This window comes from Xanthomonas sp. NCPPB 3442, assembly GCF_056725145.1.
The window spans coordinates 53,556-69,073 of the sequence record NZ_JBWZJT010000002.1 but is presented as its reverse complement, the minus strand read 5'-3'; the positions used below and the strand labels follow the sequence as shown (position 1 = coordinate 69,073).

At 62.2% G+C, this 15,518-nt stretch carries 16 protein-coding genes; 1 reads left to right on the top strand and 15 read right to left on the bottom strand.

Annotated elements, in window-relative coordinates:
- Positions 1-17: 17 nt before the first annotated feature.
- Complete coding sequence (locus AC1POX_RS21950; protein WP_481108620.1) at positions 18-821, bottom strand: SPOR domain-containing protein; 804 nt, start codon at positions 819-821, stop codon at positions 18-20.
- A 59-nt stretch (positions 822-880) separates the two neighbouring features.
- On the bottom strand, positions 881-1,540 hold the full coding sequence (locus tag AC1POX_RS21945) for a hypothetical protein (RefSeq protein WP_481108619.1): 660 nt from the start codon (positions 1,538-1,540) through the stop codon (positions 881-883).
- Between the two features lie 57 nt (positions 1,541-1,597).
- On the opposite strand from AC1POX_RS21945, the gene AC1POX_RS21940 reads away from it, so the two are divergent.
- The gene (locus AC1POX_RS21940) at positions 1,598-2,104 is read left to right on the top strand and encodes a hypothetical protein (protein WP_481108618.1); all 507 of its coding nucleotides are present in this window, start codon (positions 1,598-1,600) and stop codon (positions 2,102-2,104) included.
- Here the strand turns inward: AC1POX_RS21940 and AC1POX_RS21935 are convergent.
- The 13 genes from AC1POX_RS21935 to AC1POX_RS21875 all read right to left on the bottom strand — a co-directional run bounded on the left by AC1POX_RS21935 (position 2,098) and on the right by AC1POX_RS21875 (position 14,878).
- Entirely contained in the window at positions 2,098-2,487 is a 390-nt protein-coding gene (locus AC1POX_RS21935) for a hypothetical protein (protein ID WP_481108617.1), read from the bottom strand. The two genes, AC1POX_RS21940 and AC1POX_RS21935, sit on opposite strands and share 7 nt — an antisense overlap.
- Complete coding sequence (locus AC1POX_RS21930; RefSeq protein ID WP_481108616.1) at positions 2,480-5,527, bottom strand: type IV secretion protein IcmB; 3,048 nt, start codon at positions 5,525-5,527, stop codon at positions 2,480-2,482. Before AC1POX_RS21930 ends, AC1POX_RS21935 begins: the two co-directional genes overlap by 8 nt.
- Positions 5,528-5,536: 9 nt before the next feature.
- A complete protein-coding gene (locus AC1POX_RS21925; RefSeq protein ID WP_481108615.1) occupies positions 5,537-5,800 on the bottom strand; it encodes a hypothetical protein in 264 nt (87 codons plus the stop codon).
- Positions 5,790-7,034 (bottom strand): hypothetical protein, encoded by a 1,245-nt coding sequence (locus AC1POX_RS21920; protein ID WP_481108614.1) that lies wholly within the window; start codon positions 7,032-7,034, stop codon positions 5,790-5,792. Before AC1POX_RS21920 ends, AC1POX_RS21925 begins: the two co-directional genes overlap by 11 nt.
- Positions 7,024-7,671: an HNH endonuclease gene (locus tag AC1POX_RS21915; RefSeq protein ID WP_481108613.1), complete on the bottom strand. Its 648-nt coding sequence runs from the start codon at positions 7,669-7,671 to the stop codon at positions 7,024-7,026. The genes AC1POX_RS21920 and AC1POX_RS21915 overlap by 11 nt, the downstream gene beginning before the upstream one ends.
- 113 nt (positions 7,672-7,784) lie before the next feature.
- On the bottom strand, positions 7,785-8,186 hold the full coding sequence (locus AC1POX_RS21910) for a hypothetical protein (RefSeq protein WP_481108612.1): 402 nt from the start codon (positions 8,184-8,186) through the stop codon (positions 7,785-7,787).
- 33 nt (positions 8,187-8,219) lie between these two features.
- Positions 8,220-8,750, bottom strand: coding sequence for an IcmC-like type IV secretion system protein (locus tag AC1POX_RS21905; RefSeq protein ID WP_089113728.1), 531 nt, complete (start codon positions 8,748-8,750; stop codon positions 8,220-8,222).
- A 9-nt stretch (positions 8,751-8,759) separates the two neighbouring features.
- A complete protein-coding gene (locus tag AC1POX_RS21900; protein WP_481108611.1) occupies positions 8,760-9,734 on the bottom strand; it encodes an IcmG-like type IV secretion system protein in 975 nt (324 codons plus the stop codon).
- A 9-nt stretch (positions 9,735-9,743) separates the two neighbouring features.
- Positions 9,744-11,000: a DotG/IcmE/VirB10 family type IV secretion system protein gene (locus AC1POX_RS21895; protein ID WP_481108715.1), complete on the bottom strand. Its 1,257-nt coding sequence runs from the start codon at positions 10,998-11,000 to the stop codon at positions 9,744-9,746.
- Entirely contained in the window at positions 11,000-11,935 is a 936-nt protein-coding gene (locus tag AC1POX_RS21890) for a DotH/IcmK family type IV secretion protein (RefSeq protein WP_089113730.1), read from the bottom strand. Before AC1POX_RS21890 ends, AC1POX_RS21895 begins: the two co-directional genes overlap by 1 nt.
- A complete protein-coding gene (locus AC1POX_RS21885) occupies positions 11,932-12,465 on the bottom strand; it encodes a DotI/IcmL family type IV secretion protein (protein ID WP_481108714.1) in 534 nt (177 codons plus the stop codon). Before AC1POX_RS21885 ends, AC1POX_RS21890 begins: the two co-directional genes overlap by 4 nt.
- Positions 12,466-12,728: 263 nt before the next feature.
- A complete protein-coding gene (locus tag AC1POX_RS21880; RefSeq protein ID WP_481108713.1) occupies positions 12,729-13,244 on the bottom strand; it encodes a hypothetical protein in 516 nt (171 codons plus the stop codon).
- A 341-nt stretch (positions 13,245-13,585) separates the two neighbouring features.
- Entirely contained in the window at positions 13,586-14,878 is a 1,293-nt protein-coding gene (locus AC1POX_RS21875) for a replication initiation protein (RefSeq protein WP_481108712.1), read from the bottom strand.
- Positions 14,879-15,518 lie beyond the last annotated feature (640 nt).

Below are 15,518 nucleotides of genomic sequence, written 5' to 3'. Positions count from 1 at the left end.
ACTCGCCTGCGCCGCACTCATCCGTAGGAACCCGCACGGCGGGGCGTCGAATCGCGCCCGAGCAGGATCACGTTGCGCGACGACCCCACGTCCACGTCTTCAGCCGCCGCTTGGCTGCCCAGGTCCGGCTCGTAGCGGTCGCGCACCCAGCTGAGCAAATCTTCCGGCGTGAGGTTGAACTGGCGGGCGGCCAGTGCAAGGTCGCTCCAGTCCATTGCACCGGTGCTCTGCTCGAACGCCTGGTCGAACTCCTTCACCGTCATATCACGCGCTACCAGCTGCCGCCAATGGGACGCCGGGACGGACATGGTGTGATGCCGATTGTCGTCCCGCCAAACCGCGCCCTTTGCGACCTCAGGCGTGATCCGCACCTTCCGAAAGAAAGGTTGCGTCACCGATATGGCGACACGGCAGTCTTCGCCACCGATCATGTAGTAGTCCGTGCGCGAGAGACCTCCGCCAACCCGTACGCCCTTCGGCGGCAACACCTGGGTGACGGCGGAGTTGGCTCCGAGCAAGCGTGACAGAAGCTCGACTGCGGCCAACGCCTCGTCCGCTTTCGTGAACGCACCGAGCTGGATGCGCCAGAAATGCACACGGTCAGGATCAAGCCGCCATGCGCCCGCATCCAGACGAAGGCCGAGCATGCCCATGAGCTCGACAATCGTGTTCACGCGCAGGCCACGGATGTTGCCGCCGAGCCACGACGCTACGTTGGCGCGCGGAATGTTCGCCGCCCGCGACAAGGTGTAGATGTCGTATCCCAACAGCTTCGCCAGCAGGTGAGCCAGTCCGCTCACTGAAATCTTCGTCTTCGACATCGAATGCTCCTAGTCTTTTGACCCCATCACCATCACATCAGCTCTTCGCCGCCGCCCGATTAGGCCGTCGCGCCCGATTGCCTGCTCTCGTATAACCGTTCTGGCTCCACACGCCGCCGGTCACCCTTTCTCGTTTCACCAGGCGACGCCATCAGGCCGCGCACCATTTCTTCCGCAACCGCAACATCTGGAGTAAGCCAGATCCGCTGCACGGCCTCCGAATCTGCTCTCTCGCTTTCGTCCAGGCGCCCACCGACCCCCAGCAGATCCGCGACCTCCGCGACAACCGTTCCTGCTGCGCGCAACATGGCGACGGCTCCCCCATCCGCGATCAGCAGAAAGAAAGACTCACGGCGACCGGCAGTGGTTATGACCCGAACCGAGAAATCGCCCATAACGTCCAACAAGACCGCCAAGCCGTCGACCAGGTCCTGCTCCGTCCCCAAATCCCAACGGTGCAGAGATCTCGTCAAGGTAAGGTCCCAATGGAGCCCTAGCGCGAACAGAACGGCGCGCAACTTGACGTCCGAAATGTTTCGCCGGCTACCATGACTTCGGATAAACGAGGACAAGTTGCTCCTGTGCGTTTCGGCCTCGACAGCGACCTTCTGCAGCGAGATGCCCTGCCACCTCTGCGTCCCAACAACGAAGCCTAAAGCCGCTGCCATGCGGCGGCGGACTGCAATCTCGGCCTCGTCATGTGCCACTTTCGTTGTCATTTACACGCCTTTTATCTAACAATAATAGTGCACGTTAGCGAGCGCCGAAGCAAGTCAATGACCGTTACCCGCCCCCTCCCCCTCACGATCGAGCTCGTACCGTCTTCGTGCTGGTACAAGAACGTTCGCAGCAACGTCTCCGCTTTCACGTGGGATCGTCTGCAGACTTCCACGGCCGCGGCCTCACAGCACCGCTGCTCTGTCTGCGGCGGGGTCGGGCCCAGGCACCCTGTGGAATGCCACGAGGTCTGGACGTTCGACGACCGCCTGAGACTGCAGCGGCTGGACGGGCTGGTTGCCCTGTGCCCAGACTGCCATCGCGTGAAGCACATCGGCAGGGCGCTGGCCAACGGCCAGGTCGCCCGCCCCTTGGCCTGGTACTGCCACATCAACCGCACCACACCAGGGGAGGCGGCAGCCGCAATCCGAGCCGCCCTGGAGCTCAACGCCAAGAGATCCGGCGTGCGGTTCCAGCTCGACGTCATGTGGCTGCGCCGAGTTGGCGTGGATCTCGACTCGGCCGGCGTAGAAATCGGCCACACCCCACGGCTCCTAGACTATTGACGCCACGCCTGTACGAGCGATCTCATCCTGGCGGCGTGCTCGGCATTGATACGGTCGGCCTCCTTCTTGACCTGCTCATAGCGCACCTTCATGCGCGCCGTGTACTCATCGTTTGTCTCGTTCGGCAGGAATGCCAGTTGAGCGGCGATCTCATCCTGCTCCGGCGATACGACCGTAGGCACGCTTGCTGCCGGTGGCGTCATCGGCGCGTACTCAGTGACCGGCGGCCTGAGGCCACTTCGAGGTGCCTGAAGCCGCCCAGCCGCCGCGGCCTGCTGGGGTGCGTCGGCGCCCAACCGGTTCACGACTTGAGCGTTGGCAGCTCCCAACAAGCCCGCAAACCACATAGCGCCGGTGACGGCTGCCTTCGTTACGTTACGCATCACGGCTCCCCTCGAAAACGACGCCCTTCAACCTCGCGGCGTCATACTTGCTCTTGATCTCGCGAATCAGTTCATTGATCACGCCTTCCTCCTTCTCGCTGTCGACCATCACGCCCCGATTCTGCAGCGCGAGCTTGCGCCGTTCGATCTCGGGCAACACCGTGCCTGCGGGATAGAGCGCCGCCAGCAAACGACGAGTCTCCTGGCCACCGATCTGCGAGTACAGGACATCGCGCACGTACGAATCTTCGTTCGACGTCGAGAAGGCCCAGAGCCGAATTCCTCCCATCTTGAGGTTCAGCAGCTGGGTGCACGGTCCGCTCTTGGTCTTGAAGATCGCCACCATCGTCGAACCATCCTTCGCAGTCGGCGGCCGAATGTGCTTCTTCGCTGCATACTGAACCGTCGCCGACGCCTGCCACTTGTCGCGCATCAGTTGCGCCGCATCTTCGTCGGTGGGAGACAGCACAAAGTTTCCCGTCGAGAACGACAGGACTGCGTCAGGGAAGTCGTGTGGACGGTGGGAGATCAAGGTAAGCATGACACCCCACTTTCCGCCCTCTCGGGCGTCCAGTTCGATCTGGTTCTGGGTCGCCACCGCCTTGGAGGTACGGTGCACTTCGTCAAAGCACAGATGCTTACGATTCTGGCGAATCTCACGGATCCGCTTCTCGTGATATCCCTTGTATTCCGGTGGAAACGAATCGATATGCTCCTCGCGAAGGTAAAAATTCCGCGCGGCGGCGTGTCTGGCCAGCATGTAGCACACGTTGGTTTGATGATCCGCCACCGCACTGCCTTGCTTGGCGACCTCGTCAAGATCGATTGATACGATCCTCGCATCGCCCACGTCGAATGCGGTCGGGCGAGACAGCACTGGATATCGCCGTATCGACTCGGACAGCATTCGCGCGAACGCAGTGAGCAGGGGCTCACCGGAGCTCGTCAGCTTTTGGCCGTACAGGTCGGCGAACTGTCGCTCGCGGCTGATGGCCGCCAAGTCAGTCAAGGTCGGGACCGCGTAGCGCTGGGCGAGCGACGCCGCGTGGATGTCGCCGCGCGCAAAGAGCTGATCAACCACCTCCCACCAGGTCGTGTTCCGGTCGACGTGGAGGCCGTGCGCGAGGATTGCACGGTCGACCTGCTCGGCGCCCTCCGTCTGAGGACTGTACCGGCGCGGCTGGGCGTTATCGGCAAAGTGCTTGTAAGCGTACTCGATCACGCCCGCGCAAAGTCCAGGCATACCGTCTGCAGGATGCGATTCACCCGGGGGCGTCATCAGCAGCGTAGTGAAGTTGACGGCGAGCGCTTCCTCGTGCGGCAACGGCCGCCGGCAACCCAGCTGCGTATCGAAGGGATTCACCGAATCCTCGGCGCGCATGCGCATGCGGAACTGCACGACTTTGTGTTTCGACTGCTCCGGCGCTGCCTCTCGAATGAGAGAGGTGAACCCGGAGCTCGATCGCCCAATATCGATGATCGCGATGTAGGGAAGATCCGTCAGGCCCGGCGATAGCGTGAACGCAAGGTTCATCGCGTTTACCAGAACGGACTTGCCCGCGCGTGGTTCAGCTATCACCGTGTTGATCCAGTTTGACTGAACCGACGACGACGGCTGAAACGGGAACAGCTTGCCGTCCGGTGAGTTGAACATCAGGGCACCGAACTCCCACGGCGAAGCCGGGCGATAGAAGCTCAGCATCTGCGTCACGTCGGCCAGCACCGCGCACGCGACGGTCGCAGGGCTATTCAAGCTCAGGCCTGGCGTAGTCGCGACCAGTGCCTGCACAGGATCTCCGGACAGTTCTCTGACGTCTGTCCCGCCCCAGGCTTGGACGGCGCGCGCAAGCTTGGAGGTTCGATCCTCCAGCAGCTTCTTGTTACCAGCCGGTGCCCAGGACGTCAGATCGACCCGAAGCTTCACGTCGAGCTCGTTCTGCTCCCGTACAAGATGCTCGATCCTGTCCGCAGCGGCGCGCATCAATCCGTTCTCGGGATTTGTGAAACCGATGATTGCGGTAATCATGCGCTTGAAGCCCAGTGCATTCAGCCCGCCGGACTCGATCTGGAACTTGATCCGCCAAGGTGCCCGCGTTTCCCTGACCCGGCGAAACAGCGCTTGGAATGGCACCGTCTCGTTACCGGACTGGTGCATGAAGATATACATCGGCTTGTAGGAGAGCCCACCGACGGTACAGCTCGTAGAGTTGTCCTCATGGATATCGCGCGGTGCGAGCTGCCGGTCCAGGCGCGGCCACAGGGCACCAGACATGTCTGCCGGGTTACGTCGTTGCTCGCGAACGGGAATCTTGTCCCCGGGAAGGCTCGGCCGCCATTCTCCCGACGTGAACTCCCGGTCCAGCGACATCCGCATGTCCCTGCACGCGTCGTGGACCTCCAGTTGGACGAGAGAGATTTCAGCAGACGCAAGCTCCTGCATGAAGGACGAGACGAAGGAGTCGTGGCGGCTCTTGAGGCCGGCGATAACCCGAAAGAGATTCGGAGCGTCCTCCAGGCTCGGTATGGGGTTCTCTTTCAGCAGCTCCATACGAGCGGACACGTCACGCTTGAGCTCTGCGGCGGTGAACGCCGATGGGCGTGTGTACAGGGCGATCCAACAGCGCTCTGCGCTGCAGGATTCCTTCAGCATCAGCACGTCCTCCTCGAAAAGATCTTCGAGGTTCAGGCCGATGCGGGCCGCGGTATCCCGCATTGGCTTCTGGGCTTCCCGTACCTCTCGCTCGACCAGGTCCGGGTCGGACTCGAAGATGCACGACACGGCATGACCGCCGCCACGCATGAAGGCCTGCAGCGACGTCGTCAGTCGGCCATCGATCTCCCGGAACTCCTCGACACCGATCATGCGGCGAGAGCCATTCACCCTCAGGAGCGTCATACGAGACCCGTCCTTCAGAACGAACGTGGTCTCGTCCTCCGTGTATTCGATGTCCAGATAGTCCGCCACGCTTTGCTTCACCGAGCTGCTGAGGTAGGCCAGTGCGCCCTCAGCGACGTCGGCGATTTTCTCGACAATCTTCATTCCTATCCCTCAGCTGCTTGCCGCAGCGCTGAACTGCTCGCGCACGCGGGCCGCGTGCTCCGTGAATACCCTAGTTGCGGCGTCCAGAAGACCCGCCGGCACTCGGTCCTGAATGAACGACCGGACCACCTCCATGTCACGGATGGTGGTCTGCAGCTCGTCCTGCGTCCGCGGCATCACGCTCAGCCGCCCCAGAGCCATGATCACTCCCATGTTTCGAGAATCGCGCAGCACCACTTCCAGCGCATGCAGTGCTTGGTCGTCAGCCGACATTCTGCAGGTCCTCCTGGACGTCGATGTCCTCGCTCATCGTGGTCGGGGCAAGCAGGCCAGCAGCGACCGCAACCTCGTAGGCATCGCGATAATTGAACTTGGGAACACGAGCCACCACGCAGCCGGCGCCGTAATAGCAGATCGTGAAGCCGGCTTGGTGCAGGCTTAGCGCACTCGTGAACATCTGGAAACGGTCAACCGAGGTCAGCCAGGCGGCGCGTGGCGACGTTCGGCGCTCACTGCTTTTGCCAGGTTCGAGCCGGTACGGGTTCTCGCGGCATAGGCCGATCCAGTGATTGGTCGCGAGAATCTGGGTGTTCGGGGTCATTGCCTGCAGATCTGTGATATCGCCCGGCAGCACGCATTGCGGCGGCATCTGCCGATACTCGGAAAACACGTAGGCGGACTCGATCTCCACACGGGCAAAGTTCGACAGCAAGAGTATCTCTGGCTGCGTCAGCCAGTTCCGATTCGTCCCTGCCCTCCCGCCGTTGCCATACGAGATGAGATTCGCGAAGTCAGGGTGGACGTCCGACACCGATACTCTCGCGAGGATCGGCCGAGCATCATTCAGAACCCAGTCCAGGCGTTGCCCGAACGCGGGGAGGCTAGCACTGTCACGGTACTCGACCTGGTCGCTCGGGATGATGGTCCGCGTCATCTCCCTCGCATAGGCGACCGCGGGCTTGGCGAAGCACACATCCACGTAGTCTTCCGTGCGGTGGTGAGGCGTCATGCAGGTGTTGTAGTACAGATGCGACTCCCCGATGGCGCTGTCCGCCTCCGTCCCCAACGTCGGGTCAGCGACGGGCAGGAGCCGCGAACGGATTTCGTCGGCCAAGGTGTCGTACGGAAAAACCTCGCGCTGTCCCAGGTCTATCTTGTAGCGCCTCGCCGCGACCCGCATGACCTGCGCGAAGATCGCGCTCAGCGCCTCCGAGATGGATTTCTCGGTGTATCGCCGATGGACCAGCCCCCAGGATTCGCAGAATGCATCTTGCCCGTCGCCGCGACGCCACGAGTGCATGTAGTTCGTCCGCTTCAAGTTCGGCATGCGGTGGATATTCGCCTTCCACATGCTGTCGAAAGACAGATTCGTCCACCAGACGGTAGAGCTATCAAGGCTGCCGGCGTTGGCAATTCGGAAGGCTTCCCCGCCCTCCACGGACGCCCATCCGCCAGCGTTCGGGTCGTCGATATCGAACCGGACCGCGCCGAAGTATCTAGCGCCCATTCACGACTCCGGCCGCCGCAGCGATCGCACGCCAGCTCCCCATATCCAGGTTCTTGAAGGCACTTCCATCGACCGGCCAGGACCTGGCCAGCTGAATGATTGGGTCGAGCGGGGCAAGGTATCGGACACCTGCCAGAAGCTGAGCCCGCGCTGCGTAGTCGGCCTCACTCATCGACTGCAGCACTCGCGCCATGACGGCCGGGGAAGAGAGTTGCTGCCGCTGTGTCTCGCCATTCTTCGTCCCCTCCACCTGCGCCGCTCTCGCCAGTAGACGCGCATAGACGACGTGGGGGTAGATCTCCTGCCCAGACTGCTCGGCGACAGTGAGGACCTCCCCCGGCTTCATCTCCTGGGATCCGACGGCACATGCGAATGCAATCGCCTGCATGAGTGAACTGAGCTCCAGCTGGGTCAGTTCGGGCAGGTAGATCAGTCGGCCCGGGTCGTCGGGCCAGCGCCGGCTGACCAGGTCGAGGTGATGTGGCGCATGGCAAAGCACGCACGCGAGCGAGAGGTTGTCCGGGCTGTTGTTCGCATGGTCGCCGTCCAGATGGTGCACTTCGCATTCGTCTGCAACGCCACCGAACTGGAAATCACAGAACGCACAGCGCCGCACGAAGCGCGCCTGGCCGAGCATGGCTTCTCTCGAAGCTGCGTGATCTTTGTCTTTGCGCGAGCCATGCCCAGCGGCTGGGACCAGCCGCTGGGAGGCACGTGCGACAGAGAGCAGGATGTCCCGCATCGTCGGTATTACTGCGGCGTGATGTTGATGCGCTGCGGCCGGCCGGCTTGGTCGCCGAACAGACTCTTGCCGAGCGAGCCCACGGTCAGCGGCAACATCACCATCAAGACACCCACGACGCAGCCGGTGAGCGCGAGGGGAATGGATGCCTGGCCCTGCCCTTTTTCCTTCGTCACGCGATAGAAGCCGTACACACCGAAGCACACGATGAGAAACCCTACAAGGCACACCAGCGCCTGGATCAGGTTGAAGAGGCCGTTCGCGGTTTCAGTTCCATTCTGGGCAATCTGCTTCAGATCCGGAGCACCCGACAGTTGGTCCTGCGCCAACGCGCCGAACGGGGTGATCAGGGTCGCCAGGATCAGCAGCAGAGCTGCCGTGCCGAGCCAGTTGCGATTGATGCGGTTCATCACTATCTCCTTGGTTACGTGAAGGTTTGCTGGTTAAAGAACTCGGCCAAAACCCAGCAGTTTGGCGAGGGTGTTCACGGTGAGCACGACGTTCAGAAGGGCGGCGCCACCGAGGATTCGGAACATCGTCGACTTGAAGGAGACTTCTCCGCCCGACCGGTTATCGTGGAGCTTGCGTAGCTGCACCCATCCAGTGACCGTGTAGAACAGCCCATAAACCTGGAGCAGCAGCACGATCACCTTCATCAACATCGCGCCCTGGGTGGGCATCGATGCAGTCGGCTTGTAGGCGACCAGGTGCTGAACGGATGCACCGGAGTTCCCGTACAGGAGCCCGAAAGCGGCATTCGTCGACAAAGCCAGGTTGACCAAGGCGACCCCCGACAGGACGTAGAGGAAGGCGGAGCCGAGGTGTGCTTCGCCGCGCACGTTGTGCTGTCTGAACTTGAAGAGTCCTTGAGCGATGAACACCACGCCGAGAAAGCTCGCGATGGTCTGGATCAGAACGCTGACGTAGGGCGCAACTTCCTGAAAGTTGCCCAACATCTGAGAGAAATCATTCACGTCGGAGCCTTATCGGAGCGCAGAACCGTTGCTGAGCCGAACTTCGTTGCGTTCCACGTCGATCGCCGACACAGTGCCGGCGCCGGGAATGGCGTCTCCCGGTGCGACGGAGACCGTCTCACCGCTCTTCAGCTGCAGCCAGGCACGACCTTCGAGAACAGCCTTCAACTGGATACCTGTCGGCGCCACAGACTCGGTCTTGGATGCTGGTGCCGCGGCCACGCGTGCGGAGGCCGTCCCGTCCTTCGGCTTGGCCCGGGGAGTGGTCGCGGCCTGGCGCACGGCTTGACGCCCCTCGCGCGGTGCGCTGCTTCGGGCGGGGCCACCCGCCGCCGCAAGCGAGGCAACTCGCTTTTCGAGCTCCTGCACTCTCACCCTGAGCTGTTGCAGTTCGTCCTGCGACTCCGGACGCGCGGTGCTCGACGGCGCTGTCTGTCCGCTCGGCGGTGACACGGCCACCGTCGTCGCAGGTGCCACAGCTGGCTCCGCCGTTCCTGACGGGGCCGCGGTCTGGTCCACCTCCATCGTCGTGCGCACCTGGTCGGGATGGTCCGACTGCGCCGGCACAGCTGGTGACGCTTGCTGCTGCTGTTCCGCTTGTTGCGGAGTAGCGGCTGACGGGCCGGGCGGTGCTGAGGGCCCGGTGACCTGCGAATTGGGGACCTGAGCGATAGCCTGCGCGTCGTAGGGATTGCCCGTGGGGACCGGGGCACCCGTCATCGGCAGGGCGGACTGGTCCTGTACGGGGATGGAGAGCGTGTCCGCTGCACCGCCACCGCGGTGCATCAGCTTGTAGCCGAACCAACCCAGGAAGGCGACGATCACCACCACGAAGCCGATCATCAAGTACTTCGCTAGGTTGGCCTTTCCGTCCGATTCGGCCGGCGCGGGTACCCCGGGCGCCTGCCCCTCACGGGTGAAGACCGTCTGCTCGTCGTTGAAGTCGTCGCCTGGGAGGGCGTCATCGTGGTTGAAGTTGTTCATGATCTGGCCCTAGTTTCCGAATGCTGAAGCGGGAACGTCGCTCAAGAAGAGCAACCCGATCTGGGTCTGCTGCGAAATGCTTGCCGTGGCTTTGCGGTTGATGGTCGGCTGCAACATCTGAGTCGCATTGGTGCCAACCTTGCCGAGCCCGACGAGGGCCAACTGCCGATCACTGAATGCGTCCTTCTGGACCACGACCGTCTGTCCATTCGTGACCACGTTCTCCTCTTGTCCGCCGGCGATAAGCGCCTCGCTTACGCCACTCAGTACTGACGAGAAGAACAGGGCCGCCATCTTCGATGCCGTGTGCTTGTTTACGTTCCCGACGCTCGCGCGCGAGGTCGTCGGATCGATCGCGACTGCATCGATTTCCACTGCGTCGCGCTTCGCGGCCGTTTCCGGCGGCGTAAGACTCGTGAAATGGATAAAGCCACCCGGGGCGTACTCGCTGGATTCAATCGTCCCACGCAGGACGCTGCCCTTTGCGGGACCACTGAGCAGCTTCGCGCGCACCAGGGGCAGTCGGTCATCGGTGGTGGCATCTCCGAGCGTGACCGCGAGGTAGGTATCGTTCGCTCGCACGATCGGGTTGCTCACAGCGCCTGCAGCCGCAGCGGCCGCCCCGGGCGAATCGGAGCTCGCAACCGTGCCACCCGTCGGCGCAGCGGACGTCTGCGCCTCCTCACGTTGCTGCGGGACGGCAACGCTCTTGGGTGTCTGCTCGCTGATCCAGTGCGCGACGAGCTTGTTGTACTGCTCCGACATGGTCTTGTAGCGCTCTTGGACCTGTGCTTCGTGCTGCTGGAGCCTGGCTGTGGTTTCAGCGCTTTGGGCCTGGGCCGTGGCAGTTGGCGCGGCGGTCTCTTGCGAGCCCTGCATGTTCACACCCGTTCCGTCGATGGTGACCTCGCCCTTGCTCTCCGCAGGCGCCTGCCCAGGGCGCGGCATCGGCATCGCGGTACCGCCTGTCTGCTGTGCCTGCTTGAGCGCCATGAGGTCGCTCTGTTGCGCGAGCGCGTCGTAGGCCTGCGTGTTGACCGGAGCTTGGCCTGGTTGGCCACTTTGAGCCGTAGGCTCGGGGATCGTCTCCAACACCACGTCCCCGCTCGCCGATGGCTTTCCGCCTCCCATGAAGCTGAAGGCAAGCACGACCACGACCAGGCACAGAACAATGCTGCCGATGAAGATCAGGCGGGTCGGCCCGTGCTTGAGCGCGCTGGCGATGTTGCCGGCCCTCAGTTTGATGTCACTCTGCTGCTCAGCCATCACGGCGCCTCGATCTTTACATGCTTCGGACTGCCGCCGACGGAGACCACTACTACTGGCGTCGGCGGAATTTCGTAGTAGCTCGTGCCGTCGGGACTCTTGCCCGGGTTGCGATAGGCCGGCGATAACAGCGTCAAGGGTGTCCTGACGTAGTACGCGCCCTTGTAAGACCAGGCCTGGACATCGGCACTGTCGGTCTGCAGCGCGCTTGCGCCCTTCGGGATGGCACCTGTGATGAACTCCAGCATCGTGGTCGTAACAGCGCTCCCGGCGCTTCCGCTCGCCGCAAGCTTCTGCGCGATGTTCCCGCCGACCACGCGCACATCCACGCGGTAATCGACTTCACGTTGGCCGGTGATCAGCATCAGCGGCACTGGCGCGGAGACTCCCTTCAAAGAGACAGAAATGTTGCCGGTGGCATATGGCTGAGTCGGAAAGAGCTTGAGCACGTTGCTGCCTTCGGCGACCGCAAAGGCGTCGAACCCGCCCTTCATGAGATCGGCCGATGCGATCGGCAAGGCGTTGCCGATGCCGTCCACGAACAGGACGTTCGTGACCGCGCCGTAGGCCAAGCGGATGACCGGCGACTCCGCGCCAGGGGCGAGATTCGCGACCACAGAACTGGAAACGGGGCGAGGGGTGCCTCTCGCTGCTGCTGATGCAGCGCGTTCGGCGTCATCGACCAGTCTGCGCAGATCCCGAATCTGCTCTGGCGTCAGTGGCGCAGCGTTCGCCTTGACGCGATCGAAGGCAGCTTCGTTGGCGTCAGGCAGGATGGGAAGCCCCGGCGCGGGGATGGCGCCCTGAGCGCTCTGGACTGAGTTTGCCTGCTGCGCGCCTGCTGTGCCTCCAACAGTGCCGGTGGCTGCCTGACCCATCGCCGTGGACGCACATAGCGACGCTGCAACAGCCAGAAGCGCTCGCACGAGGATCATTGACGACGCTCCTCGGCGGTGTACGCGCTGATCCCGATGCCGTACTGGTTTTCGTACTCGGGTACCCGCTGTACCGTCGCGGTCACCAGCAGGTTCTGCGTTGCCAAACCTCGCCCACCCTCGCCACCCTGGAAGCTGACGCGGATCGGCATCTGAATCGTGTACGTCAGTACGCCTCCACGCAGCTGCTCACCGACGATGACTGGCACGCCAGTGGCGACCGCCTGGGTGACCAACCTCTGCCGGCGCACCGCCTTCAGCGTGCCGACCCGCTCCAGTTCCTGCGCAAATGCGTTCCACCCACCGTCGGTGAAGCAAGTGGAGATGGCCTGGAAGCTCTGCTGGAAGTTGACGAAGTCGTAGGTGTTCGCACCTTGCACGCACTCTTGCACGCGACTCAACATCGCCGGCTTCTGCATGTAAGGCTCGTTCAACGGAACGAGGCGAACCATCCTGCCGGTCTTGAAGTCGACGCCGAAGTACTCGCGGGTTACCTCCCGGCGTTCCTTGAACACGTTCCAGCCGAACATGACGAAGACCAGGACGACCAGGACTAAGACGGTCGTGACTAGTTTTCCGAAGTGCCGGGAGTAGAACGCGAGTTTGGCTACGTCGATCGCCAGCGGGGGGTAGCTAGCTGGGCCCGGTTTTGTCCCGGTAGCCGGTTGCGGAGACTCTGCCATTCGTCGCGCCACAAATGTTTGGAAATCATGCGCGAGAATACGACACCATAACAAACGGTGTCAACGACATATGCCAACGATTGTGGCCGGCAGAATCCGAGGTTCTCGGACTACACTTCTTTCAGGTTGACCAGGTGGGTGTCGTCGGAGTACGCGTCACACGCGACCAACTCCATTTCGGCCTGCAGCTCGATAGCCTCGCTGTGGCTCATGACGGAAAGCACGTCGAAGCCCAGCGAGCGCAAGTACCCCGACAGTTCGCTGCCGCTGATGGCTGTGCCAAAACCGGCCAAGAGGCCGCTCGCTTCGCTCGTCTTGGCGTATTGACCGACGAAAGTGAAGACCGTCGACGGGGGCCGCCGCTCCCCGGGAGTAGCGGGCAACAGGTCCAGGAATTCTTCGGACCCCACCTCCGTGCTCTGCGTGGCGATGGCCTCCAGGATCTCCAGGCTGCGCCGGACATCGGCCAAGCTTGCGACGGATGTGACCTCGAAGCCCCAGTCGCGGAACTGATCAACCAGCTCCTCGGGGGAGTTGGCGATAACGTACGCGCCCTTCGCGTCACCCTCGCCGCCGATGCGGCCAGCCACGGTGAAGACTTGCTCGTCAGGATGGACCCGATGCACGCGCTTCAGCCTCAGCGCGGACGAGGCGCACTGGGCGCATTCGGCAGATCACGATGATCGAGCTTCTCGCGGTGCGCCGCCGATGCGGAAGGCACGGCGCCGATACCACAGGGTACGCCCGCTCTCTGGGCGATCGGGAAAACTGGCAACTGCGCGTGACTCATAACGTTCCCCTGGCAACGGTGCCGCCGACCCGGCGACTATACCTCGCGCCTGTATTTTATACCAACAAAAGTGGCAGGTGTCGGCAGCATCTCCGGTTGGCCGGCCACCGCTGTTCGACGTCCGTTTCACTGACCACGATCTACCTGCTACTGCTGGTGGCGCCGAGCCTTATGACCCTAGATGCCGGCGACGTGCTGGACGAGGAGCTTTCGATACAGCGGTCCTTCAAACCCCTGCTTGCGCAGTGAATCGTAGATGAGCTTGTTGTCTGCTGCGAGTTGCCTTCGGAAGGCAGCTTCCAGCGAACTGAGATCCTCCACGCTCAGCGAGCGCAGGCGTTCTTCCGCGTCCTGGAGCCGTGCTTGCACCTGCTGCTTGCGTTGTGCCTCGGCCTGCTCTGCAGCAATCTCTGCCGGATCCTTCTCCCGCTCCGCACTCGATGCAGGCGCATCCAAGACCAGAGTGGTCTGCTTCAGCGAGAGGCTCTCTGGGGTCGCCTTCGCTGCGGTCGTGAGGTAGTACGGCGCCAACTTGTTCTTCTGAACCTTGCCCTCGCGGTAGCGCGACACGACATATTCCAGGACTGCGCGGAGGTGCTCATCGGAGTGCTGCTCGAATAGCTTGACGACCGATCCGTAGCTGAGCGTCATCTCCTCCTGCAATCGCGTGACCAGGTCGGTGTCTCGTCCGTGGAAAGGATCGGCTTGTTCCCGCATCTTACCCAGCCCACCCTCGCCAAGGATCTTGATCGAGAACGCAACTCTGACCACCTTGCGAGCGACGCGAACGAGAATTGGCTCTACGTAGATCGGCGCGACGCGATTCACCTCGTCACAGGCCTTGTTCAGTACCTTGTCCTTGAAGCGACCGAAGTCGTCGTAAGTCGAGTTTTCCGCGACGCCTAACAGCCCCTTGAGGTCGCGCAGCGCGAACTCAGGAGTGACGCCCTCTTCTGCATAGACCATGCAGTTCTCGTAGAGAGCGAGTGCGGGGCCGCTCTTCATCAAACGAGTGATGCTCGCGCTCAGAACCCCACTGACCTCAGGGTCGTACAGCCGCTTGCGCAGCTCAGGACTGAATGAGTAGTGGACGATGCCGTCTTCGATTCGAGCGGAGGCCAGCGTGGCACTGACCGACCAAGCGGAGCGCCCATCGGCGCGGAGGATGTTCCACTGGACCGGCGAGGTGACCAGGCCAGTCAAGGATTCTTTGAGGTAGGGAGTGTTCTTGCTGTTGAATCCTGCCAGGTATGCAAGCACTCCGATGGGAATCTGGTGCGAGATGATGCTGAAGTTCGGCAGCTCGTCGTATCCATTGAGAAGGAGCGCAGCAAACACCTTCCGCTGAAGCAGGGTCAGGCTGTTGTAGATCTGAATGGCGCCGACATGCTTACGCACCGTCATGTTCGAGGGCGCTTTGTCGAGCTCTGACTGAATTCGGAGTGGAGTTTGTGTGGCCAGTGCGGTCATTACGGAGTCCTCATGGGGCCGCGGTCCGAATCAAGGATCTGCAGTTGTTTCCCAACGAAAGTGGTTGCATTGAAGCACAGAACTGAGCTCGGTTCTGCTGTAGCGGGGTATGAGGTGTCGACAGGCTCGTGCGTCCGGTTGAGCGCTGAGTCGCTCGGCGCTGTGCTTTCGCTTTTGACGTGCCCGCTTTGTTGTATGTGCTTTTGATTGACAAACAATACATACAGGGGAGCTTCTGACGGCGCGTAAGTCTTTGATTTCGCAGTGGCTTGCGGGCCAAATCACCCCGCTTGTGGGGAGTAATCTCCCCCTGCGTGAGGCGCGTTCGCCCCGGATATGGGGCGATCCCTCCCCGGTCATGGGGTAGCCGCGGATTCCTGGATTCCCCATGGCCGGGGAGCTCCGACCCCACTGATTGGGATCTCTCCCCTTCTATGGGGCTCCCCATATTGGGGGTGATCTCCCCCGCCCCATGGTTATCGCCCTTCGATGATCCCATCGCGATCGACTCGTGCTTCCAGGCCGGGCGAAAGGCACCGTCGCGCCCCGTTTGTGGGGACGCGTTGGTCGAGAGCAAAAAATTTCTGTTGACGTGTTCCATTTAACCGGCACAATACGGTAAAAATGGAACACGCGCAAC